The sequence below is a fragment of the Pseudomonas sp. PB3P13 genome (genome assembly GCF_054897735.1).
The window spans coordinates 725,996-749,822 of record NZ_CM142702.1 but is presented as its reverse complement, the minus strand read 5'-3'; the positions used below and the strand labels follow the sequence as shown (position 1 = coordinate 749,822).

Annotated in this window: 22 protein-coding genes and 1 pseudogene; 12 read left to right on the top strand and 11 right to left on the bottom strand. The window is 59.3% G+C overall.

Annotation, left to right across the window (positions count from 1 at the left end):
- Positions 1-324: 324 nt before the first annotated feature.
- The 7 genes from ACYZT1_RS03395 (at position 325) to ACYZT1_RS03365 (ending at position 5,427) form a co-directional block, all read left to right on the top strand.
- Positions 325-708 (top strand): hypothetical protein, encoded by a 384-nt coding sequence (locus ACYZT1_RS03395; protein WP_462017674.1) that lies wholly within the window; start codon positions 325-327, stop codon positions 706-708.
- Between the two features lie 165 nt (positions 709-873).
- On the top strand, positions 874-1,506 hold the full coding sequence (locus ACYZT1_RS03390; protein ID WP_462017673.1) for a TetR family transcriptional regulator: 633 nt from the start codon (positions 874-876) through the stop codon (positions 1,504-1,506).
- Positions 1,507-1,716: 210 nt separating this feature from the next.
- Positions 1,717-2,217, top strand: a complete 501-nt coding sequence (gene ureE, locus ACYZT1_RS03385; protein ID WP_462017672.1) for an urease accessory protein UreE — start codon at positions 1,717-1,719, stop codon at positions 2,215-2,217.
- Positions 2,214-2,888 (top strand): urease accessory protein UreF, encoded by a 675-nt coding sequence (locus ACYZT1_RS03380; protein WP_462017671.1) that lies wholly within the window; start codon positions 2,214-2,216, stop codon positions 2,886-2,888. Before ureE ends, ACYZT1_RS03380 begins: the two co-directional genes overlap by 4 nt.
- A gap of 23 nt (positions 2,889-2,911) precedes the next feature.
- Positions 2,912-3,526 carry an urease accessory protein UreG gene (gene ureG / locus ACYZT1_RS03375; RefSeq protein WP_462017670.1) on the top strand — a complete coding sequence of 205 codons (615 nt, stop codon included), beginning with the start codon at positions 2,912-2,914 and terminating at the stop codon, positions 3,524-3,526.
- 28 nt (positions 3,527-3,554) lie between these two features.
- Positions 3,555-4,127: a HupE/UreJ family protein gene (locus ACYZT1_RS03370; protein WP_462017669.1), complete on the top strand. Its 573-nt coding sequence runs from the start codon at positions 3,555-3,557 to the stop codon at positions 4,125-4,127.
- 169 nt (positions 4,128-4,296) lie between these two features.
- Positions 4,297-5,427, top strand: coding sequence for an AGE family epimerase/isomerase (locus ACYZT1_RS03365; protein ID WP_462017668.1), 1,131 nt, complete (start codon positions 4,297-4,299; stop codon positions 5,425-5,427).
- Between the two features lie 116 nt (positions 5,428-5,543).
- Here the strand turns inward: ACYZT1_RS03365 and ACYZT1_RS03360 are convergent, their stop codons facing one another.
- The 8 genes from ACYZT1_RS03360 to amaB form a co-directional block, all read right to left on the bottom strand.
- Positions 5,544-6,314 (bottom strand): SDR family oxidoreductase, encoded by a 771-nt coding sequence (locus ACYZT1_RS03360; protein WP_462017667.1) that lies wholly within the window; start codon positions 6,312-6,314, stop codon positions 5,544-5,546.
- 828 nt (positions 6,315-7,142) lie between these two features.
- Positions 7,143-7,862: an ABC transporter ATP-binding protein gene (locus tag ACYZT1_RS03355; protein WP_462017666.1), complete on the bottom strand. Its 720-nt coding sequence runs from the start codon at positions 7,860-7,862 to the stop codon at positions 7,143-7,145.
- The gene (locus ACYZT1_RS03350) at positions 7,859-8,731 is read right to left on the bottom strand and encodes an ATP-binding cassette domain-containing protein (RefSeq protein WP_462017665.1); all 873 of its coding nucleotides are present in this window, start codon (positions 8,729-8,731) and stop codon (positions 7,859-7,861) included. The genes ACYZT1_RS03355 and ACYZT1_RS03350 overlap by 4 nt, the downstream gene beginning before the upstream one ends.
- On the bottom strand, positions 8,728-10,011 hold the full coding sequence (gene livM / locus ACYZT1_RS03345; protein ID WP_462017664.1) for a high-affinity branched-chain amino acid ABC transporter permease LivM: 1,284 nt from the start codon (positions 10,009-10,011) through the stop codon (positions 8,728-8,730). The genes ACYZT1_RS03350 and livM overlap by 4 nt, the downstream gene beginning before the upstream one ends.
- A gap of 3 nt (positions 10,012-10,014) precedes the next feature.
- Positions 10,015-10,929: an ABC transporter permease subunit gene (locus tag ACYZT1_RS03340; RefSeq protein ID WP_150580974.1), complete on the bottom strand. Its 915-nt coding sequence runs from the start codon at positions 10,927-10,929 to the stop codon at positions 10,015-10,017.
- A gap of 240 nt (positions 10,930-11,169) precedes the next feature.
- Positions 11,170-12,303, bottom strand: a complete 1,134-nt coding sequence (locus ACYZT1_RS03335; RefSeq protein WP_462017663.1) for an ABC transporter substrate-binding protein — start codon at positions 12,301-12,303, stop codon at positions 11,170-11,172.
- Positions 12,304-12,667: 364 nt separating this feature from the next.
- Positions 12,668-13,951 (bottom strand): L-pipecolate oxidase, encoded by a 1,284-nt coding sequence (gene amaA, locus ACYZT1_RS03330; protein WP_462017662.1) that lies wholly within the window; start codon positions 13,949-13,951, stop codon positions 12,668-12,670.
- 214 nt (positions 13,952-14,165) lie between these two features.
- Positions 14,166-15,656 carry an L-piperidine-6-carboxylate dehydrogenase gene (gene amaB / locus ACYZT1_RS03325; protein WP_462017661.1) on the bottom strand — a complete coding sequence of 497 codons (1,491 nt, stop codon included), beginning with the start codon at positions 15,654-15,656 and terminating at the stop codon, positions 14,166-14,168.
- A gap of 173 nt (positions 15,657-15,829) precedes the next feature.
- On the opposite strand from amaB, the gene ACYZT1_RS03320 reads away from it, so the two are divergent.
- From ACYZT1_RS03320 to nadE, 3 genes are all read left to right on the top strand, one after another.
- Positions 15,830-16,732: a LysR family transcriptional regulator gene (locus tag ACYZT1_RS03320; protein ID WP_462017660.1), complete on the top strand. Its 903-nt coding sequence runs from the start codon at positions 15,830-15,832 to the stop codon at positions 16,730-16,732.
- A 127-nt stretch (positions 16,733-16,859) separates the two neighbouring features.
- Positions 16,860-18,083 (top strand): nicotinate phosphoribosyltransferase, encoded by a 1,224-nt coding sequence (gene pncB / locus ACYZT1_RS03315; RefSeq protein ID WP_462017659.1) that lies wholly within the window; start codon positions 16,860-16,862, stop codon positions 18,081-18,083.
- 4 nt (positions 18,084-18,087) lie between these two features.
- Positions 18,088-18,915: an ammonia-dependent NAD(+) synthetase gene (nadE, locus tag ACYZT1_RS03310; protein WP_462017658.1), complete on the top strand. Its 828-nt coding sequence runs from the start codon at positions 18,088-18,090 to the stop codon at positions 18,913-18,915.
- A gap of 189 nt (positions 18,916-19,104) precedes the next feature.
- Here the strand turns inward: nadE and azu are convergent, their stop codons facing one another.
- Entirely contained in the window at positions 19,105-19,551 is a 447-nt protein-coding gene (gene azu / locus ACYZT1_RS03305) for an azurin (protein ID WP_462017657.1), read from the bottom strand.
- 285 nt (positions 19,552-19,836) lie between these two features.
- Here azu and ACYZT1_RS03300 point away from each other — a divergent pair.
- Positions 19,837-20,001 (top strand): annotated as a pseudogene (locus ACYZT1_RS03300) (TIGR00730 family Rossman fold protein); the annotation flags it as partial.
- A gap of 68 nt (positions 20,002-20,069) precedes the next feature.
- Positions 20,070-20,261 carry a hypothetical protein gene (locus ACYZT1_RS03295; RefSeq protein WP_462017656.1) on the top strand — a complete coding sequence of 64 codons (192 nt, stop codon included), beginning with the start codon at positions 20,070-20,072 and terminating at the stop codon, positions 20,259-20,261.
- A gap of 153 nt (positions 20,262-20,414) precedes the next feature.
- On the opposite strand, the gene ACYZT1_RS03290 is transcribed toward ACYZT1_RS03295, so the two are convergent.
- Both ACYZT1_RS03290 and ACYZT1_RS03285 read right to left on the bottom strand, forming a co-directional pair.
- The gene (locus ACYZT1_RS03290; RefSeq protein ID WP_462017655.1) at positions 20,415-21,305 is read right to left on the bottom strand and encodes a transglutaminase family protein; all 891 of its coding nucleotides are present in this window, start codon (positions 21,303-21,305) and stop codon (positions 20,415-20,417) included.
- Positions 21,305-23,791, bottom strand: coding sequence for a circularly permuted type 2 ATP-grasp protein (locus tag ACYZT1_RS03285; RefSeq protein ID WP_462017654.1), 2,487 nt, complete (start codon positions 23,789-23,791; stop codon positions 21,305-21,307). Before ACYZT1_RS03285 ends, ACYZT1_RS03290 begins: the two co-directional genes overlap by 1 nt.
- Between the last annotated feature and the right edge of the window lie 36 nt (positions 23,792-23,827).

Genomic DNA, 23,827 nt, shown 5'->3' with positions numbered 1-23,827 from the left:
GCAACGGCCTGCCATGAAACCTAGGACTGGGGAATGGCCAGCAGGTTTAACTGAAATCGGCTTAACGCACAAATAATCGGCTGACAACATCCTGCCGACGCATTGCAGCGTTACCTCCTGCGCACGGTTGCGTGGCAAAGATGGGTCGAAAATACCCACTGCGGTGCACAATTGCTCGGCGGAAACACCTGTTCCAGAGCCTCGCAGCAGAACAATCAATTCCGTTGATTATTACCATTGCGTTTATGAACTTTTATATCGACTTATCGAGAGTAGCATTGCCCTCGTACCCACTTTATCGCCCTCCCAAGGAGCAACATAATCATGAAACGCCAATTACTGCTTAGTCTTACTCTTTCGATGCTGGCCAGCACCGCATTCGCCTTGCCCGCGGCTGACCAGGCTACTCCGCAAGTGAAATCCGGCTCGGTGTTCAGCCAGACCGTCGCCGCTGATGGTTCCGACCGCACTCCACAAGGTCAAACCCTGGCCGAAGGCGGTAACGATCGCCTGAAAGAAAAAGGCCTGATCACTGAAGGCGGCTCGGATCGTACCCCACAAGGTCAAATCCTGGCTGAAGGCGGTTCCGATCGCACGCCACAAGGTCAGACCCTCGCCGAAGGCGGTTCCGATCGTACACCACAAGGTCAGATCCTCGCCGAAGGTGGTGGTGATCGTGTCATCGAACGTAACAGCCGTTTGAGCTAAGCGCATGACGGCCCTGAAAAAAAGCCCAATCGCCGGATTGGGCTTTTGACTTTTAACTGCTTCAGTTTGTCGCCATTGCCCCGCGTAACCCCCGACAGGCGTTCGACGCCGGCAAAGTCTATTTGCTAGAGTGCGTCGCTGTCCCGTTCAGAAAACACCTTCGCAATGCTGCCCCGCGCCGAACAGAAACAACAAACCCGTAACGCCCTGATGGACGCTGCCCGTCATTTGATGGAATGCGGCCGCGGATTCGGCAGCCTGAGCCTGCGCGAAGTGGCGAAAACCGCCGGCATTGTCCCCACCGGTTTCTACCGGCATTTCGCCGACATGGATGAACTGGGTCTGGAACTGGTGAGCGAAGTCGGGCAAACCTTCCGTGAAACCATTCGCCTGGTGCGCCATAACGAGTTTGTGATGGGCGGCATCATTGACGCCTCCGTACGCATATTCCTCGACGTGGTGTCCGCCAACCGCTCGCAGTTTCTGTTTTTGGCCCGCGAGCAATACGGCGGCTCGCTGCCGGTGCGCCTGGCGATTGGACGATTGCGCGAAGACATCAGCTCAGATCTGGCAGCCGACTTGTCGCTCATGCCAAAACTCCAGCATCTGGACCTTGCGGCGTTGAGTGTGATGGCGGATCTGGTGGTGAAAAGCGTATTCGCTACCCTGCCAGACATCATTGATCCGCCGGCCGAGGACCTGCCCGGCCACTTGACGCCGCAAGCCAAGATCACTCAGCAGCTGCGATTTATCTTCATCGGGCTTAAACACTGGCAGGGTCTGGGCAGCACGGAGTAACTCCCCTCGTGCAGAGCAAGCTCGCGCCTTCATGAATCACGCTCTTCGCCACAAATTGGTGCCCGCACGGAATGACGCGCCCCAATTCAATGCGGGCATTCGGAATTTTTCGAACGCTCCTACGGCGCCGTAAGGCTTTTCCTACACATCGCTCTGATTGGCAAGCCCCTTGCTCTAGCCTGACTTACGTTCATTGCTGGAAGCTCTCCGATGCTGGTGATTCATCGCAGAATCAACCCTCGCCCCGTCTGGGCCACCGAGTTGCACCTGACATTCGAAGCCCGTAGCAAAAGCCGTTTGCGCTGTTTCAGTGCCGAGGGCGAAGACGTCGGGCTGTTCCTGGAGCGAGGTCAACCGCCGCTGCATGATGGCGAATGCCTTGAGGCGCAAGACGGCAGAATCGTCCGTGTCTGCGCGCGCTCCGAGCAACTGCTGCACGTCACCTGCGCCAATGCCTTTGAACTGACCCGCGCCGCTTATCACCTTGGCAATCGCCACGTCGCCCTGCAAGTCGGCGATGGCTGGCTGCGTTTACTCGACGATTACGTGCTCAAGGCGATGCTTGAACAGTTGGATGCCAACGTCGAAAACATCGAAGCACCGTTTCAACCCGAGCACGGTGCCTACGGCGGTGGCCATCACCATTCCCGGCACGGCGAGGAAGCTTTCAATTACGCGCCGAAACTGCACCAGTTCGGCGTGCGCCCATGAATCCAGCCTGGGCGCTGTTGCGTCTGGCCAGCCCGCAGCTGCCGATTGGCGGCTACAGCTATTCGCAAGGGCTGGAAATGGCTGTGGATAACGGCCGGGTGAACGATTGCGACAGCGCACGACGCTGGATCAGCGATCAATTATTGCTCAACCTGGCGCGCTTCGAAGCACCGCTCCTGCTTGCTCACTGCACAGCCGCGGCCGAGGAAAACTGGGGCGAGTTGTTGCAGCATTGCGAAGAGCACCGCGCCAGCCGCGAGACTCGGGAGTTGCATCAGGAGAGTCGGCAGATGGGCTATTCGCTGCAACAACTGCTCAACGGCCTGCCTGAACTGGATGCTCCGGCCCGTGCCTTTGTGCAGCAGCGTCCCGAACCGCACCTCGCCCTCGGCTGGGCGCTGGCAGCGCGTGCCTGGCAGATCAAACCGCAGGACGCGCTGGCAGCATGGCTGTGGAGCTGGCTGGAAAACCAATTGGCGGTGTTGATGAAAACCCTGCCGCTGGGCCAGCAAGCCGCACAACGCCTGACCAGCGAACTGCTGCCGTTGCTGCAACAAGCGCAACAGCACGCCAGCCAGATCAACCCCGAACATTACGGCAGCGCCGCTTTTGGCCTGTCCCTGGCAAGCATGGCCCACGAGCGCCAGTACAGCCGCCTGTTTCGTTCCTAGGGCCTTTCATCTTGGAGAATCACATGAACGCACAACCCTTGCGTGTCGGCATCGGCGGCCCGGTCGGCTCCGGCAAAACGGCCCTGACGTTGGCGCTGTGTCTGGCGCTGCGCGATCGCTACAACCTGGCCGTCGTCACCAATGACATTTACACCCGCGAAGACGCCGATTTTCTGGTGCGCAACGAAGCGCTCGCCCCTGAGCGGATTATCGGCGTGGAGACCGGCGGCTGCCCGCACACGGCGATCCGCGAAGACGCCTCGATCAACCTGGAGGCGGTGGATCAATTGAATCGGCGGTTTCCGGGGCTTGATCTGATTTTGGTGGAGTCCGGCGGCGACAACCTTTCGGCGACGTTCAGCCCGGAGCTGTCCGACCTGACGATCTACGTGATCGACGTCTCGGCCGGCGACAAGCTGCCACGCAAAGGCGGGCCGGGCATTTGCAAATCGGATCTGCTGGTGATCAACAAGATCGACCTTGCGCCACTGGTTGGCGCGTCACTGGAGATGATGGACGGCGACACGAAACGCATGCGCAACGGCAAGCCGTTTGTCTTCAGCAATCAGAAAACCGGGCTGGGGCTTGAGGAAATCATTGCCTTTATCGAACGCCAAGGCTTGCTGACCGCAGCCTGATCATTATTTTCAACAAGGAAGCTTCACCATGACATTCAAACGCATCCTCGGCGCAGTGGTCCTGCTGCTGTCACCCGCCATCGCCTTCGCCCACCCGGGTCATGGCGACAACGGCCTGATCGCCGGCATCAGCCACCCGATCGGTGGCCTCGATCATTTATTGGCCATGCTTGCCGTCGGTTTATGGGCCGCTCAGCAGCAAGGCACGGCACGTTGGGCGCTGCCGTGCACGTTTGTCGGCACGATGCTGATCGGCGGGTTGCTGGGCTTTGAAGGGCTGAATTTGCCGGCGCTGGAAAGCGGCATTGCCGCGTCGGTGCTGGCGCTGGGGCTGGCCGTTGCGCTGGCAGTGCGTCCGCCATTGAGCCTGGCCGTTGCGGCGACAGCAGTGTTTGCGCTGTTCCACGGCGTCGCGCATGGCCTGGAATTGCCCGACATGTCGAGCCCTTGGACCTATGCGGCAGGGTTCGTAGCGGCGACCGCGGCATTGCACGCCGCAGGTTACGCGGCGGTGCGGGTGTTGCCACGGGCGGCGGGGCCGTTGGTACGTCTGGCGGGAGCAGCTTCGGCGGCAACCGGGGTGTGGTTGTTGGCCGGCTGATTTCTTTATCGCCTCTCATGGCCTCATCGCGAGCAAGCTCGGCACAGTGGAATGCGCACTCTGTGGGAGCCGAGCTTGCTCGCGATAGCGGCCCGACACAGACCGCCTCTCTTCACCGGGCTCTCTGCTAACATGGCGCGCAATTAACCTGCCGTGACGACGCCAGCCAATGCCGCATCAACCCCGCTCCACTTCCCGGTCTGAACTGAACGTGCTCTTTACCTCGGTGCAACAGCATTTCAGGGACGTGATCGTGCCGCTCTGGCAGGGTCCCGGCTGGAATGCCGACATGGCGCTGCCCTACGAAGCACTCGACGCCGATCACCATCCGCTGCCGCCTCAACGCTACCGTGCCATGGCCTGCGCACGGCAGTTGTATGTGTTTTGCAGCCTGATCGGCGAGGTGCCAGGCGCCGAGGAACGTGCGGCGGCGTTGTTTCGCTCCCTGCAGCAACATTTTCACGACGCTGAACACGGTGGCTGGTTTTACAGCATTGACGCACAAGGCGCTCCGCTGGATCAGCGCAAGGATCTCTACACCCACGCCTTCATCCTGTTTGCCTGCGCCCATTATTGGGACAAGGTTCGCGAGCCGCTGGTGGAGTCGGTACTCAACGCCACACTTGAGGTGATCGCACAGCGTTTCTCGACAAACGACGGCCTCTACGAAGCCTGCCTGGAAGAGAACTGGTCTTCATTGGGCACAGGACCGCTGCAGAATCCGCTGATGCACTTGGCCGAAGCGTTTCTTGCGACGCTGTCGGTTCGCGAGGACGCTCAGGTGCAGCGTGCACTCGTCGATTTATGCACAGGGATGCACAGACGCTTTGTCGATCCACACCATGACGTGCTGATGGAAAAACCGTTGGGCGCTGTGGATAACTGGTTTGAACCGGGCCATCAGTTCGAGTGGTATTTCCTGCTGGAATCATCGCCGTTGTTGCGCGGTTCGCCATTGCACGCTTCACTCGACCGCGCCTTTGCCTTCACCGAGCAACGGGGCGTCGATGAATCAAGCGGCGCCGTACGGGCCATGTTGACGCTGGAGGGGCAAGTGAAAGATGCCACCCAGCGCATTTGGGCTCAAGCTGAATACCTGCGCGCGCTGACGTTACGACCCGGCAGCGATGCTGCAGTCATCCGCCAGTTGCAGGCTCTGCTGCAGCACTCTTTGCATGCGCATGGCTGGTATGAATGCCGCGATGAGAACGGTGAAGTGAGTCGCCGGGATATGCCGTCGACGACGCCTTATCATTTGGCGACCTGTTATCGCGGGTTGGCTGAATATCTCGCTGACTGAAAAGATAGTCATCGCGAGCAAGCTCGGCTCCCACAGGGTTTGCGTCGAATCGCTATTTGGCGAACGACACAAAACCTGTGGGAGCCGGGCTTGCCCGCGATGGCCGTTACACGGTCTTACGCCTTGTCACCACTGCGATCAATCGCAAACCCGCTCCACGACTGGCTCACCGGCATCAACTCAAGACTGTTGATGTTGATGTGCGCCGGCGCGTTCAGCACCCAGAAAATCGTGTCGGCGATGTCTTGCGGCTGGATCGGCTCGGCGCCGGCGTACGTGGCGTTGTAACGCTCCTGATCACCGGCAAATCGGACCAGCGAAAATTCGCTCTCGCACAGGCCGGGCTCAATATTGCTGACCCGAACGCCCGTCCCCTGCAAGTCGCAGCGCAGGTTCAACGAGAATTGTTTGACGAACGCCTTGCTCGCCCCATACACGTGGCTGCCCGGGTACGGGTAATTGCCGGCGACCGAGCCGAGGTTGATGATGCCGGCTCCACGGCCGTGGGCGATCAGCCGCGGCAACAACAGGCGCGTGCTGTACATCAGGCCTTTGATGTTGGTGTCGACCATTGTGTCCCAATCATCCAGATCGCACTTCGGCGCAGGGTCGACGCCAAGCGCGAGGCCAGCGTTGTTGATCAGCCCGCGCAATTTGGCGAAGGACGGCGGGAGATTGGCAATCGCCTCTTCCATGGCATTGCGATCCCGCACATCGAGCACGATGCCATGCACTTCGGTTTGCTTCGACAACTCGGCGCACAGCGCGCTCAGCCGTTCTTCACGACGGCCTGTCAGCACCAGATTCCAGCCAGCGTCGGCGAAACGACGGGCACAGGCTTCACCAAAACCGGAGGTCGCTCCAGTAATAAACAGGGTGTTGGACATCGTGTTCTCCTTGCTTCGGCCGACGCGCCGCCAGTGAAATAGAAAATCAGCTGGCAGCATGCCCGGCCTTGCAGGCAGCGGCAACCATTGCGCAACTGCTCAAATAATAACCAACCGACGCAGCGCCCTATGCTCCGTGGCTCGCAGCCATGTGCGCGCACCTTATCCACAGGCCGGTCCACAGTTTTCGGGGGCAAGTAAAAAGCCGCAAGCCGCTGTGCATATGGCTTTGCGAGCGTTTTCAGAAACTTTTTTGCTTGACCCTCGGATGTGCGCTGTGTAGCTCACGGCATTCTGCACGATGGACCGGTCAAACCGACGATGGCGCGAAGCCAGTAACTACGGACCTCAGCGGGGTCTTTCCAGAGTTTAACCACAGACTTATCCACAGGCTTTTCCACCCCGAGTCAATGGGATTTCAACCGCGACAAAATGATTGACAAACACCAGATTCGGCCACCACAAATCAGCTGATCAAAAATCAACCACACGTCTGTAAGCCGCGTTTCAAAAGGCCTGCAGCCATGTACCACCACGTTATTCACAGCCAGCTCCACAGCAAACGGGGACAAGTCAAAAGCGTGACAAAACAGGTATTTGCAGCGGCTTTATGTCGCGGTTTAAGAGCATGGCAAATTTGTTTTCCACAATTTCATAAAGCTCATAGGGGATACATGGGAGAGCGAGCTTGCTCGCGATGGCGGTGCTTCATCCAGCACATAGTTGGCCGGATGAGGCTATCGTGAGCAAGCTCACTCCCACAGGGGTCAGGGGTTATAAAAAAGCCCCGACGATCTGCTCGTCGGGGCTTGTGATGTTGCGACCGCGTCAATGCCCGCCGAGATAGGCGTTACGCACTTCCTCGTTAACCAGCAGTTCCTTGCCACTGCCAGTCAGACGGATCTCGCCGTTCACCATGACATACGCCCGGTCCGACAACTTGAGCGCGTGGTTGGCGTTCTGCTCGACGAGGAAAATGGTCATGCCGGTCTTCGCCAGCTCTCGCAGGGTGGCGAAAATCTGTTTCACCACGATCGGCGCCAGCCCCAGGCTCGGTTCATCGAGCAGCAAAAGCTTCGGCCTGCTCATCAGCGCACGGGCGATGGCGAGCATCTGCTGTTCGCCACCCGACATGGTCATGGCACGCTGCGTGCGCCGCTCCTCGAGCCGCGGAAACAGCTCGAACATGCGCTGCATGTCTTCCTTGGCGTACTTGTCGCCAATCGGAATGGTGCCCATCAGCAGGTTTTCCTCGACGGTCATGTCGGGGAATACCCGTCGGCCTTCGGGCGACTGCGCAATGCCGTGGGAGGCGATGTAGTGGGATGACTTGTGGGTGATGTCCACGCCCTGATACATGATCTGCCCGCCCGAGGCTCGCGGCTGGCCGAAAATCGACATCAGCAAGGTCGACTTGCCGGCGCCGTTGGAGCCGATCAGGCTGACGGTTTCACCTTCGTTGATCTGCAGCGAGACTTTCTTGAGGGCCTGGATCGGACCGTAAAACACGTCCAGCTCTTTCAGTTCGAGGATGGCACTCTTAGTCATACGAGCTCCTCTTCGTCAGCGCCCAGATAGGCTGCAATCACTTTCGGGTCGTTGCGAATGGCGTCGGGTCCGCCTTCGGCGATAACGATGCCGTGGTCCAGCACCACGATGTGGTCGGAAATGCTCATCACCATGCCCATGTCGTGTTCAATCAGCACCACGGTCAGATCGTGCTCGTCGCGCAGCAGACGGATCATCGCGCTCAGCGCTTCGGTTTCCTGAGGGTTGAGGCCGGCGGCCGGTTCGTCGAGGCAGATGATTTGCGGCCGGGTGCACATGGCCCGGGCAATCTCCAGACGGCGTTGCTGGCCGTAGGACAATTCACCGGCCAGCCGGTTGGCACACTCCACCAGATCGACGACTTCCAGCCAATAGAACGCGTGATCAAGCGCATCGCTTTCGGCTTTGCGATAACCCTTGGTGTTAAAAATGCCGGCCAGCAGATTGCGGTTGACCCACATGTGCTGGGCCACCAACAGGTTTTCCAGCACCGACATTTCCTTGAACAGGCGAATGTTCTGGAAGGTCCGCGCCAGACCCGCCCGGTTGACCAGGTGTGTGCCGCCGAACATCTTGTAGTACAGGCGACTCAGGAAGGACTTCGGCGAAACGAAATCGGCGGGTTTGAACGACTCACCCAACAATTGGATAACGTTGGTTTCTTCACCACGAACATTGAGTTCGATCTTGCCGCCAGACGCCTTGTAGAAACCGGTCAGGCAGTTGAACACCGTGGTCTTGCCGGCGCCGTTGGGGCCGATCAGGGCAAAAATCGAGTTACGGTGCACTTTCAGGCTGACATCGCTCAATGCCTTGATGCCGCCAAAATGCATCATCAGCTTCTCTACCGAGAGGACGACTTCGCTCATGGCGCTACTCCTTTACGCGGGGTCACACCGGTACGGCTGATCCGGATCAGGCCGCGCGGGCGCCAGATCATCATCAACACCATCAACACGCCGAACAGCAACACGCGGTATTCAGCAAAACCACGCAGCAGTTCCGGGGCAACGGTGAGCACGAACGCTGCGATCACCACGCCGATAGTCGAGCCCATACCACCCAGCACGACGATGGCGAGGATCAGTGCCGATTCGAAGAAGGTGAACGAGGTCGGGTTGACGAAGCCTTGGTAGGTGGCGAAAAACACCCCCGCCAAACCGGCCGTGGAAGCACCGATGGTGAACGCCGAGAGCTTCACCAGCACGTGGTTGAGGCCCATGGAACGGCAGGCGATTTCATCTTCGCGCAAGGCTTCCCAGGCGCGGCCGACCGGCATGCGGGTCAGGCGATGTTTGACGTACAGCACGACCAGTACGACCAGGAACAACACCGCGTAAATGAAGTAATACTTCACGTCGGGGTTGTAGGCGATGCCGAAGTACTCGTGAAAGGGAACACCGCCCTCCTTCGCCCGCTTGCCAAACTCCAGACCGAAGAAAGTCGGCAGCGGCGCCGCCATACCGTTTGGTCCGCCGGTCAGCGACAGCCAGTTGTTGAGTACCAGACGAATGATTTCACCGAAGCCCAGGGTGACGATGGCCAGGTAATCGCCATGCAGTCGCAGCACCGGAAACCCGAGGATGCAACCGGCGAGTCCGGCCATGATCGCTGCCAGTGGCAACACCGTCCAGAAACCCAGCCCCAGGTACTGATAACCCAGCGCCAGGCCATAGGCGCCGATGGCATAGAACGCCACATAGCCCAGATCGAGCAACCCGGCCAGGCCGACCACGATGTTCAGCCCCAGCCCCAGCAGCACGTAGATCAACCCCAGGATGACCACACCCAGCAGGTAGGAGTTGGAGAAGAACGGGAAGATCACCGCTACGACAATCAGCACCGGAATGACCCAGCGCAACCGGGATTTGTAATCGGGCGGCAATACATGCACGCCGGAGCCAGTGCTTTCAAAACCTTCGAGAATGCGCAGGCCTTTGGGCGTTTGCAGGAACAGACTCAGCGCAAAGCGGCCCGCCATGACGATGGCGACAATCCACGCCACCCGCGTCGTTTCCATGTTGAAACCGTAGCCGTCGAGGACCACGCCGACAATCGGCCCAAATACAATCAGCGCGACAAGGCCGGCGAGTATGGCGTCAACCAGGCTGCTTTTCAGATCTATGGTTTTTTGAGTGGTTGAAGACATCGCTTACACCTTCGACACAAGAGGACGGCCGAGCAGGCCTTGGGGCCGAAAGACCAGAACGAGAACGAGCAGCGAGAAGCTGAACACGTCTTTGTAGTCGGAATTGACCAGACCGGAGAACAGCGACTCGGAAATCCCGAGGATGATTCCGCCAAGCATCGCACCAGGCAGTGAGCCGATCCCGCCAAGCACCGCTGCAGTGAACGCCTTGATACCGATGATGAAGCCGGCATAGAAGTCGAATGTGCCGTAATTCATCGTGATCAGTACGCCGGCCAGCGCCGCCATCGCAGCACCGATGATGAACACATAGGAAATCACCCGGTCGGTGTTGATCCCCAGGATCGACGCCATCTTGCGATCTTGCTGGGTCGCACGGCACATGCGGCCGAGCTTGGTGTACTTGATGATGTAGGTCAGCAGGGCCATGCCGGCAAACGCGGCGATCAGGATGAACACTTTGGTGTAGGTCAATTGCACGAAACCGGTGCCGATGTCGACGCGCCAGGCGCCGGTCAGCAGGGTCGGAACGCCTTGTTGTTTGGCGCCCTGAGCAATCTGTGCGTAGTTTTGCAGGATCAGCGAGATACCGATGGCGCTGATCAGCGGCGCCAGGCGGGTAGAGTTGCGCAGCGGTTTGTAGGCGACGCGCTCGATGACCCAGCCATAAACCGCCGTTACCACAATGGTAAAGATCAGCGTGCCGAGCATCAGGAGCGGGAAGGATTCAATACCGAAGTATGCCAGCAGCGCCAGACTGATTGCCGCGAGGTAAGCGGAAATCATGTAAACCTCGCCGTGGGCGAAGTTGATCATGCCAATGATGCCATAGACCATTGTGTAGCCGATGGCGATCAGGCCATAGACCGACCCGAGGGTCAGGCCGTTGACCAGTTGCTGCAGGAAAATACCATCCATAACGCAATCTCACGCAGTGAGAACCTGCACACCGGGGGGGTGCGGTTCTTCTAAGGAAAATACAGATATACGTCGGAGCAATGTCAGCCACAATCCACCCGACCAGACCCGGATCCTGTAGGAGCGAGCCTGCTCGCGATAGCGTCATGACATTCAACACGGTTGTCGATTGTCAGTTCGTCATCGCGAGCAGACTCACTCCTACACGGAGTGCGTCAGATCAGGTGATCGCGTCAGCCCTTACTTCTGTTTTTCCAGCTGGTGGTATTTGCCGTCCTTGTCCCACTGGTAAACCACGTAGTCGGAGACTTTCAGGTCGCCCTTGGCGTCCCAGGTCTTATCGCCCATCACGGTTTTCACAGGGTTTTTCTTCAGCCACTCGGCGGCTTTCTCGCCGTTGTTGGACTTGGCGCCATTGAACGCGGCCGCCAGGGTTTGAACCGAGGCGTAGGCGTACAGGGTGTAGCCTTCAGGCTCGGTGCCTTTCTTGCGGAACTCGTCTACCACAGTCTTGCTGTCCGGCAGCAGGCGTGGGTCGGCGCCGAAAGTCATCAGCACGCCATCGACGAATTGCGGACCGCCGGCGGTGGTGACCAGCTCATCGGTGACGATACCGTCATCGGACATGAACTTGACGTCCTTGAGGCCTTGTTCACGCAATTGACGAACCAGCGGACCGGCTTCCGGGTGCAGACCGCCGAAGTAGACAACGTCGGCACCCGCGCCGCGGATTTTGGTAACGATGGTGCTGAAGTCTTTCTCGCCACGGGTCAGGCCTTCATACAACACAGGCTTCACACCGCGTTTTTCCAGCTGTGCCTTGGTTGCGTCTGCCAGCCCTTGGCCGTAGGTGTCCTTGTCATGCAGGACCACTACTTTTTTGCCTTTGAGCACGTCGACAATGTAGTCGCCGGCGACGATGCCTTGCTGGTCGTCACGCCCGCACATACGGAACATGGCGCTGAGGCCGCGTTCGGTTACCGCCGGGTTGGTCGAGCCTGGGGTAATTGCAATGATGCCTGCTTCGTCGTAGATCTCGGAGGCCGGGATGGTGGAAGAGGAGCAGAAGTGACCGACTACGCCGGCAACTTTCTGGTTGGTCAGGTCCTTGGCGACCGTCACAGCCTGTTTCGGTTCGCAGGCGTCATCGCCTTGTACCAGTACGATTTTTTCCCCGTTGACGCCGCCAGCTGCGTTGACCGCGTCGGCCGCAGCCTGTGCACCCTTCATGTACTGCTCGCCAAACGCCGCGTTGGCGCCTGTCATCGGACCTGCCACACCAATTTTTACATCGGCCTGCGCAAACGCAGAAACACCCAAAGCAGTCGCCACTGCGAGGGCCAGAAAGCCTTTCTTGTAAAACGTCTGGGACATGAGGTGGTGCTCCAAGGTTTTTTTTAGTTGGCACTGCGACTTCACCAAATGCTCAGAGCAAGTGCCGTGCCATCGGTTTTTTATTCTGAAAAAAGTCGCTGCGTTATTGTTATTTCGACTGTTTCGAGCCCATTTTCATTGAGCGTGCAACCGTCTAAACCGCTGAAGGTGAAACCGATAACTTTCTACGGCGCAACCCGTCTGCGCCATCATTGCAACCGCAGTGCGAAACGACGTGCAACCAACCTGTAACAATACGCGTCACCGAAGTGCACACCGCTGGTGCGCGGACTGCTACAACGCGCACCACTACAGGCTAGTCGCTAAGGCGAAAAGCGCAGCTTTCAGCAACATATTTCAACAATCAAATCACGATCCGCAAGCACTGGCCTGCGTGGTACAGGGAGAATCCGGCTTCATACAAACAGCTGCGCAGGCCCGCACCGGCCAGAGGCTGCATGGGTGCGAACGGAATCGGCAGCGCCTGCACATCGCCCTTGCACAGATAATCGGCAAAGGCTTTGCCCACCACCGTCCCCGTGGTCACTCCGCGCCCGTTGTAACCCGTGACCGCCACCAAACCGGGCGCGGGTTCAAAAAGGCGCATCAAATGATCGGGGGTGAACGCGATACAGCCCGTCCAGGTGCATTCCCATTCCACGGGTTTAAGGTACGGAAAATAATGCTGCTGGACACGATCGGCCCAGGCTTTGAGAAACCACGTCGGCTTCTGATTGCCGTTGCCGAGGCTGCCCAGCAACAGGCGCCCCTCTTTATCCCGGCGGATACTGCTGAGCACCTGGCGGGTGTCCCACGAACCCTGGCCACCCGGCAGGATTTGCGCAGCGGCCTCTTCGGTCAACGGCACCGAAGCGACTTGATAGTAATAACCGGGGAAGAAATTGCGCCGAAGCTCGGTCCAGTCTCCTTCCGTATAAGCGTTTGAGGCGATCACGACTTGCTCGGCCTGCACTGAGCCTTGTGCAGTTTGAACCGACCAGAACTGGCCCTGACGCTCGAGCCGGATCACCGGCGAATGATCGAACAGCTGGCCGCCCAGACCGATTGCCGCTTTTGCCAGCCCCGCTGTATACGCCATCGGATTGATCGTGCCGGCACGACGATCAAGCAGCGCCGCAGCGATTTTTTTCGTGCCAGTGGCCTGCTCGCACGCCTCGCCGGTCAGCAACTCGACTGGGGCGCCGCGGCGTTTCCACTGTTGTTCCCGACTGCGCAGGTCCGCTTCACCACGGGCGTTATGCGCCATGTGCAACGTGCCTTCGCGGCGCAACTGACAATCGATGGTGTATTTGTCCACGAGGCTGAACACCAGCGAAGGCGCTGCACCCAGCATGCGATTGAGCTGACTGCCCACCGCTTCGCCAAAACCGGCTTCAATCTCGTCCGGAGGGATCCACATCCCCGCGTTCACCAGCCCGACGTTGCGCCCGGAACCGCCGTGACCGGCGCGATGAGCTTCCAGCACACCCACCGTTTTGCCCTGCTCGAGCAAGTGCACCGCCGCCGACAGACCGGTGAAACCGGCGCCGATGACGCAAACGTCTACTTTGACTTCGCCCTGGAGCGCCGCGTTATCGGGTCGTTGCGGCGTTAGTTTTTCCCACAGACACTCTTCGCGTAACGGCATTGCCAGACTCCAAGGAAACCTAACCAACACACCATTAAATTGTGGGGGACCTTTGTGGCGAGGGGCCTTGGCCCCGTTCGGCTGCGAAGCAGTCGTGAACGATTGCACTCGGTGTACCTGATACACCGGAGTTGCAGGTTCAAGGGCCGCTTTGCGACCCAGCGGGGGCGAGCCCCCTCGCCACAAAGACTCGCTCCTGTAATGGGTTCACCACTCAGTCGAACGTAATCCCCTGCGCCAACGGCAATTCCAGCGAATAATTCACGGTGTTGGTCTGACGACGCATGTAGCCGCGCCATGCATCGGAGCCGGATTCGCGACCGCCTCCGGTTTCCTTCTCGCCACCAAACGCGCCGCCGATTTCCGCACCGCTCGGGCCGATGTTGACGTTGGCAATGCCGCAGTCGCTGCCCACCGCCGACATGAACTGCTCGGCTTCGCGCACGTCAGTGGTGAATATGCACGACGACAGGCCTTGCGGCACTTCGTTGTTCAGGCGCAGTGCTTCGTTGAAATCCTTGTAACCAATCACGTACAGGATCGGCGCGAAAGTTTCATGGCGAACCACATCACTCTGCTCGGGCATTTCGACAATCGCCGGGGAGACGTAATAGGCATTCGGGAACTGGTCTTGCAGCTGACGTTTACCGCCAAACACGCGACCACCTTCGCTGAGTGCCTGCTCCAGCGCGTCCTGCATGTTTTCAAAGCTGTGTTTGTCGATCAGCGGGCCGATCAGGTTGCCTTCCAGCGGGTTGCCGATGCGCACTTTGGAGTAGGCGGCTTTGAGACGGGTGACGATTTCTTCCTTCACCGATTCATGGGCGATCAGGCGACGCAGCGTGGTGCAGCGCTGGCCGGCGGTACCGACGGCGCTGAACAGAATCGCGCGCACGGCCATGTCCAGGTCGGCGCTTGGGCCGAGGATCATGGCGTTGTTACCGCCCAGCTCAAGAATGCTGCGGGCAAAACGTGCGGCGATTTTCGGCGCCACTTCGCGGCCCATGCGGGTGCTGCCGGTGGCGCTGATCAGCGCGACACGCGGGTCGTCGACCAACGCTTCGCCGGCATCGCGGCCGCCGATGATCACTTGGCTCAGGTGTGGCGGCGCATCGCTGAAATTCTTCAGAACGCGGTCGAACAGCGCCTGGCAGGCCAGCGCGGTCAGCGGGGTTTTTTCGGAAGGTTTCCAGATCACCGGGTTACCGCAAACCAGCGCCAGCGTTGTGTTCCAGGCCCAGACCGCGACCGGAAAGTTGAACGCACTGATAACGCCGACCACGCCCAGCGGGTGCCAGGTTTCACGCATGTGGTGACCAGGGCGTTCCGAAGCGATGGTCAAACCGTACAACTGACGGGACAGGCCCACGGCGAAATCGCAGATGTCGATCATTTCCTGCACTTCACCCAGGCCTTCCTGAGTGATCTTGCCGGCTTCCCAGGAGACCAGCTCGCCGAGGTCGGCCTTGTACTCACGAAGGATATCGCCCAGTTGACGCACCAGCTCACCACGGCGCGGGGCCGGAACCTTGCGCCACAATTCGAAAGCATGCTCTGCGCGACTGATGTGCTGCTCGACTTCGGCAGCGCTTTCCCAGTTCACAGCGGCGATCCGGCTGCCGTCAATCGGCGAATGCACCGGCACCTTGCCGTTCTGGTACAGGGCCGGGCTCACACCAAGACGATCAAGCAATGCGGCAACCATGGGTCACTCCTCAAGCGAAAACAGAAAACGTGCGGCCGGATGGATTCGGCCGATCAGGCTTATAGTTTTAGCGCTCCCCAGGTTACCCAACAAACGACCTTTAAGAGAGATATCATTCCGTTTATTCATGCTTTGAATAGTTGGCGTAAAAGAAACAAGAAAAAGGACCACCCATGTTGAATAAACGCTACCTGCCGTCGATCACTGCGCTCCAGTGTTTTGAGGCTGTGACCCGGCATCTGAGCTTCACCCGCGCCGCCGAAGAGCTGAACCTGACCCAGAGCGCCGTCAGCAAACAGGTGGCGCAGCTTGAGGAATTGCTCCAGCACCTGCTGTTTCGCCGGGTGCGCCGACGCCTGCAAATGACCCCGGCCGGTGATTTGTACCTGGTGGAAGTAAGGAAAATCCTTACGCAGGTCGAAATGTCGACTCATTACCTGCGTTCCTACGGCGGTGAAACCGAAGTCCTGCGCGTATCCACACCGCCGACCTTCGGCGCGCGCTGGCTGGTCCCACGTCTGAAGGGCTGGCGCTTGCGTCATCCGTCAATCCATCTGGACCTGTGCAGCGAACAGGAAGCCGATGACCTGCTACAAGGTCGCAGCGACCTGGCGTTTTATTTCGGCCAAGGCGCGCGCCCGCGCACGGAATGCCTGAAACTGTTCGGAGAAGAACTGGTGCCGGTTTGCGCGCCCGGCAGCCTGCCCGACACGCCTTTCAACGACCCGACGCAACTCGCCGACCTGGTGCTGTTGCAGAACGCGTCCCGACCTCAGGCGTGGCACGACTGGTTCGACAGTCAGGGCTACCACACCGAACACAGCTATCACGGCCCGCGCTTCGAAACCTTCTACATGTGCATTCGCGCTGCGCAGGTAGGCTGTGGCGTGGCGCTGCTGCCGCGGTTTCTGGTGGAAGAGGAATTGGCTGACGGCAAACTGGTCATTGCCTGGCAGCACGCGATGCCAAGTTCCGACGCCTATTACCTGGCCTACCCCGAACACTCGGCGGACGTGCCCAAGGTGCGCAATTTCGTGAAGTGGATGCTGGAGCAGATTGAAAGCCCGGACCTTTAAAGAAACGAGAAACTCTACAGGGTTATCCGTCGCCGGCGAAACTGGCGGCTTACAGGCACTACGCCCATTTATCAGACAGCTGCAATGCCGCGCCATCAGGGCCGCGGCCAGCCCGGAGATCCCCGTTATGAGCGATGTGTTTGCCGATCGTATCGTGCAGAACCTGCTCGACACCGACTTCTACAAACTGACGATGATGCAGGCGGTGCTGCACAACTACCCGAACGTGGAAGTCGAATGGGAGTTTCGTTGCCGCAACAGTGAGGATCTGCGCCCTTATCTGGCGGAAATCCGGTTCCAGATCGAGCGCCTGGCTGAGTTGAGCCTGAGCCCGGACCAGCTGAGTTTCATGGAGCGTATCAGCTTCATGAAACCGGACTTTCTGCGTTTTCTGGGGCTGTTTCGCTTCAACCTGCGTTACGTGCAAACCGGTATTGAGAACGGTGAACTGTTCATCCGCCTGCGCGGGCCCTGGCTGCACGTCATTTTGTTCGAAGTGCCGCTGCTCTCCATCGTCAGCGAAGTGCGCAATCGCTATCGCTACCGGGAAATCGTCCTGAAACAGGCCCGCGAGCAGCTCTATCGCAAATTCGACTGGCTGACTGCCAACGCTGGCAGCGACGAATTATCGGAATTGCAGGTAGCCGATTTCGGCACGCGTCGTCGCTTTTCTTTCCGCGTCCAGGAAGAAGTGGTCAACGTGCTCAAGCATGATTTCCCTGGACGGTTCGTCGGCACCAGTAACGTGCACCTGTCTCGCGAACTGGACATGAAACCGTTGGGCACCATGGCGCACGAGTGGATCATGGCGCACCAGCAACTCGGCCCGCGCCTGATCGACAGCCAGATCGCCGCGCTGGATTGCTGGGTGCGTGAATACCGTGGTTTGCTCGGGATCGCGCTGACCGATTGCATCACCACCGACGCTTTCCTCAACGATTTCGATCTGTATTTCGCCAAGCTTTTTGACGGCCTGCGTCATGATTCCGGTGACCCTGTTATCTGGGCCGAGAAGGCCATCGCCCATTACCACCGGCTCGGCATCGACCCGATGAGCAAGACGCTGGTGTTCTCCGACAGCTTGACGCTGCCCAGGTCGCTGGAGATTTTTCGGGCACTGCGCGGCCGGATCAATGTCAGTTTCGGTATCGGCACGAATCTGACGTGCGATATCCCGGGTGTCGAACCGATGAGCATCGTGCTTAAAATGGCTTCCTGCAATGGCCAACCCGTCGCCAAGATCTCGGACGAGCCGGGCAAGACACACTGCAAAGACCCCAATTTCGTCGCGTATTTGCGACACGTGTTCAAAGTTCCTGCCGCCCTTTCAAGCCCAACAAGCAAGGAGTGAATTCATGCAAGCCGTACAGCGTGAGATTGCCGAGCAGCTCAGTGTTCAACCGCCATTCGCCGACAGTGCTGCCCTTGAGGCTGAAGTCGTCCGGCGCATTTCGTTCATTCAAGAGTGCCTGGTCAACTCCGGGCTCAAAGCGTTGGTACTCGGCATCAGCGGCGGCGTCGACTCGCTGACTGCCGGGCTCATGGCCCAGCGAGCTGTGCGGGAATTGCGCGAGCGTAGTGGCGATAACAGTTACAAATTCATCGCCGTGCGCCTGCCTTACGGCGTTCAGTTTGACGAACAGGACGCTCAAGACTCAGTGGACTTCATCGGCCCGGACGAGCGCCACACCGTCAACATCGGCCCATCAGTCAAAGCCCTGGCCGGCGAAATCACGGCGTTCGAAGGTCAGCACGCGGTATCGGTGGATTTTGTTGTCGGCAATACCAAAGCGCGTATGCGCATGGTCGCGCAGTACGCGATCGCTGGCGCATGTCAGGGCCTGGTGATCGGCACCGACCACGCGGCAGAAGCGGTCATGGGTTTCTACACCAAGTTCGGCGACGGCGCCTGTGACCTGGCCCCGTTGAGCGGGCTGGTAAAAAACCAGGTGCGGGCGATTGCGCGCAATTTCGGCGCCCCGGAATCGCTGGTGGAAAAGATCCCGACCGCGGACCTCGAAGACCTGTCGCCGGGCAAACCGGACGAAGCGGCCCACGGCGTGACCTATGCCGAAATTGATGCGTTTCTACACGGCGAGCCTGTGGGCGAGGAAGCCTTCAAGATCATTTGCGATACGTACAGAAAAACTCATCACAAGCGCGTGATGCCGTTTGCACCATGAGTCAGGGGGCGTCTGAGCCGACGCCTTCGCGGGAAAGCCACGCTTGCACAGGTTTTGCGTCGCGCCCACTACGGGCTCCGACACAAAACCCGTGGGAGCGTGGCTTGCCCGCGAAGAACGATGACGCGGTCAACCGTCAGGCACAAAAAAGCGTCCCGTTCTGGACGCTTTTTTGTATACAAGATTCGCTTACTTCAGCGTAACCGTACCTTTCATCATCGAGATGTGGCCGGGGAACGAGCAGAAGAAACCGTATTTCTCGCCAGCCGCCAGCTTCGACACATCGAACGTCACCGAGTCGGTTTCCTTGGCACCGATGATTTTGGTGTGGGCTATGACGCGGGCGTCGCCATCTTTCAGGTAGCTCTTGTCGATCCCGGCGGCCAGGCCATCGGTGGCAATCGGCTGCATGTCGGCTTCCTTGCTCAGCACCCAGTTATGACCCATGACAGTTTTCGGCAAGCTGCCGGAGTGGGTCAATTCAACGGTGAACGTCTTGCAGCTCTGGTCGATTTCGATGGCTTTGGTGTTGAAGGTCATCTGGTCGGTGGAATCTACGATAGTCTTGCACTCGGCAGCCATCAGTTGGCTGCTGGCCAGTGTCAACAGGGATACCGCAACGAGTTTGGCAAACATGGTGAATCTCCAAGGCAGGGTTAATATGGACAGAAGACTGCCTGAAAACTTCGCAAGTTCCTATGACTTGAGTCAAAAATTGTATACAACTTTTTGGCTATGACCTCGATCAAGGCTATCTACCAACCAGACCTCTGGACAGGCCCTATCATCGGGCCATCATCTTCAAACGGAGTGTCCGACATGTTCATCAACAGCCTTATGTGCAGTTTGCTCGCCGCCTACGCCTGCGGCGCCAGTGGCACCTGTGGAACGCCCAAGCGCGACATTTAGATTCTGGATACAGCCCAATTGACCGGTTTTCTTGATCATATCGTCGGCGAAAGCTTCGTTCGCGGCGCGCACCGTGACATGCTGCAGGTAAGCGAAACACCGCAAACACTGCTCGATGCCCTGGACGCGTGGCAGCCGACATGGGTGCCAAAACGCACAGAGCAAAAACCCGGCTAACGGCTCGGCACCGATACAGGGCAGAATATGCGCCGCTCAACCTCACCTTCGACCCCAGAGGATCGCCCATGGCTAAACCTAATTATTCCTTCGCCAAACGTCAGAGAGACTTGGCCAAGGAGCAGAAGAAAGAGGAAAAGCTTCAGCGCAAGAAAGCTACAGCTGAAGAAGAAGCAGCAGCACTGAACCCGGATGCAGAAGGTGAAGTGGCCACACAAAGCGATGGTGAGACACCGAAAGATCAGGCGCCCGACGCCTGAAACCCTCAGGGCCCGATGATCTGATCAGGCCCACCGGATCTGTGTGTAGGAGCGAGCTTGCTCGCGAAAGTCTCGAAGACGGCGCGTTTTTCCAGACAGGACGCGTCATCGTTGACGTTCACCGCGAGCGAGTTCGCTCCTGCAAGGATCTTGTCAATCCAGTGGCATTACGGTGACCCGAACTTCCGGGTCGTGGTTACCGCCACCCAGAATCACCCCCCGCAACGGCGAAACATCGGAGAAATCCCGGCCCCAGGCCAGGGTGATGTGTTCCAGCGCCGGTTGCACATTGTTGGTCGGATCGAAATCCACCCAGCCCAGTACCGGGCAAAACACCGACACCCAGGCGTGCGAAGCATCGGCGCCGATCAGGCGTGGCTGACCGGGTGGTGGCAGGGTTAGCAAGTAACCGCTGACATAACGCGCCGCCAACCCGCGAGAGCGCACACACGCGAGCATCAAGTGCGCAAAATCCTGGCAAACCCCGCGCCGTCGCTCGAGCACTTCCACCAGCGGTGTCGCCACTTGCGTGGCTTGGGCATCGAATGTGAACTCGCTGAAAATCTTTTCCATTAGCGCCTGGACGCCCAGCAGCAGCGGCCGACCAGCAGGAAAACAGCTTTGCGAAAACTCGACGAAATTGCGCTTCAAATGCACATAGGGCGATTCGAATCGGTAGCGGCACGCTTCCAGCAGTTCGAGTGACATCGGCCGGCCGCTGTAAGCAAGGGCGCTGCAGGTGTCTTCCCATGCGGGTGACTGATTGAAATCCAGCGCAGGCCGCGCCAGCACCTCCACCGTTAGCCTGGCGTTGACCAGCAATTCATCGTGGGGGCGTTCGAAAGCCAGCCGTGTGAGCGGATTGCCGAATACATCCAGTTCATCCCGACGCGACGTCGGCTGCGGGCTGATCTGCAGTTGCCGGGCGCTGCACCTTTGCCATGCGCAGGGCCGAGGCCACAGGTGCGCCAATTGCTGCGCCAAGGACACCGGGCTGTCGTAGTGATAGTGGGTGTCGTGAAAAATCTGATAATGCGCGACCATCAGACCGATACCGTTCGCTGGCTGACATCATCGACATGGGCGAAATGACGCAACGCCAGCCGATCCGACACTTGCCCGCTGGCATCGGCGATGTCTTGCAGCATATCGGCCAGCCCATTGACGGCGGCGTCTACGCTGGCCGCACCGAACAGCGAATTCTCCAGGCAGCCCAGATCGAAACGCGCCAGGCGCTCGACCAGAGTCGGCAAAACCGTCTCGCGCGACGCGCCAAAGTCATCGTTCAAACGCTTGAGCGTGCGGGTCACCAGTTTCAGCTGGAACAGCACGGCGTGAGGATTTTGTTCATCCAGCAGCAACAGGTCCAACACCGGAATCAACTGCGCTACCGCCAGATAACGCGACCGGTAAGTGATGCTGCTGTTGCCCAATTCCAGCAGCCACTCCAGACCTCCTTGATCGAACGACCCTGGGCCACGCAGGAAACCCGCGAGGCTGGCGCTGAGAAACTGCAGGCGTTCGATCCGCCGACCGATCATCAGGAAGCGCCAGCCCTCGTCCCGCGTCATGTCGTCCAGGGCGAAACCGGACAGTGCCGCGAGCGACATCACCAGGCGGTTGAGAAAATCCAGCAGCTCGCCGAAGTCCGGCGCTTCGTTGTCCAGTTCCAGGGCTTCGCGCTGCAACTCCACCAGCGCTTGCCAGTTCTCCCGGGACAGTTTGCCGCGCACCTGGGACGCTGCCCACTGCAAGCGTTGCAGGTTGTCGCGCAGGCTGAACGGCCAGTCATCGCCCAGCAACGCCGCGAGCAACCGTGCCGACAGCTCGCCCTCCTCGGGCAACAGATTCAGCCGCTCGCCGAGATTGACCGCCGCCTGCAGCGCTTGCGGGTCATCGCCGTCGACATAGCGCGCCAGCATGATCCGCAGTAAACGCGCGCTGTCATCGCAACGCTCACAGTAGCGGCCGAACCAGAACAGGTTTTCCACCACCCGCGACGGCAGATAGGGATCGCGCCGCACCAGGTCATGCACGCTGATCGTACGTTGAGTCTGCCATTGCTCGCCACTCGGGGGCTGATCGCCCAGCACCCAGGTGTCCTTGCTCGCACCGCCGCGCTGCATCGACACCACTTCGGCATCCGCGTCGGCCGCGACGCGGGTCAAACCGCCGGGCAATACTCGATAGCCCTCACGACTGGCCACTGCGTACATGCGCATGCCGATGGCCCGGGGTTGCAGCTGCGCGGCTTCAGGCTGCCAGATCGGCGCGTGAGACAGCTGCGCGAGTTCTTGCGCGACATAGGCGTATGGCCGCGCCTGCATGCGTTCGGCAAGCGCCTGTCGCTGGGCTTCGTTCAACTCGCGTCCCCACACCGGCGTGAAGTTTTGCGAAGGGAACGCCGGTTTGATCAGCAATTGCGGCAGCTTTTCCAGTGCCTGCGCCAGCACCGGCGGTTCACCGCACCACCAGGTCGCAATGGACGGCAGGATCAGTTCATCACCGAACAAAAACCGGTTGATCTTCGGCAGGAAACCCAGCAGCCCGGGCGACTCCAGCACACCACTTCCCAAGGCATTGGCGACCAGCACCCGGCCGCGCCGTACGGCCTCAAGCAATCCGGGTACGCCGAGCGCCGAATCGGTACGCAGTTCGAGCGGGTCACAGAAGTCATCGTCGAGCCGACGCATGATCGCGTGCACCCTTCGCAGACCGTTCAAGGTTTTCAGGTACACCGTGGCGTCGCGCACCGTGAGGTCGCCGCCCTCCACCAACGGGTAACCGAGCTGCCGCGCCAGATAGATGTGTTCGAAATAGCTTTCGTTGAAGCGGCCCGGCGTCAGCAGCACCACCAGCGGCACTTCATTGTCGCTGGGTGCCTGCCGCGCCAGGGTTTCCTGCAGCGTGCGGAAAAACCCCGCCAGATGCTGCACCTTCAGATCACGGTACAACTCGGGAAAGGCCCGCGACACGATCGTGCGATTTTCCAGCGCGTAGCCGGCGCCGGAGGGTGCTTGCGTACGGTCTGCCGTCACCCACCAGCGACCGTCGGGGGTGCGTGCAAGATCCACCGCATAAAGGTGCAGAAAAACCTCGTCGGGCGGCGCGATACCCTGACAGGGCCAGAGAAAATTGTTATGCCCGAACACCAGTTCCGCTGGCAGCAAGCCTTCGGCGATCAACCGCTGCGGGCCGTACAAATCCGCTAACACTGCATTCAGGAGCCGCGCCCGCTGAGCGATTCCGGCCGATAGCAGCGCCCACTCATCGGCGCTGATGACGTGCGGCAGCAGGTCCAGTTCCCACGGTCGATCAGCCCCTTTGGGGTCGGCGTAGACGTTATAGGTGACGCCGTTTTCCTGAATCTGACGGTTCAACAATGCCTGACGCTGCAGCAACTGCGCCGGCGTGCTGCGCTGCAGATAGTCGAACAGCCGACGCCAATGCGCACGCACGGCGCCACTGTCGTCGAGCAGTTCGTGATAAGTGCCCGCCGTCAGCGGGTAGCGGTCTAGCAGATCAGGCATGGAACACTCGGCAGACAGCGAGGAACGGTCAGACTA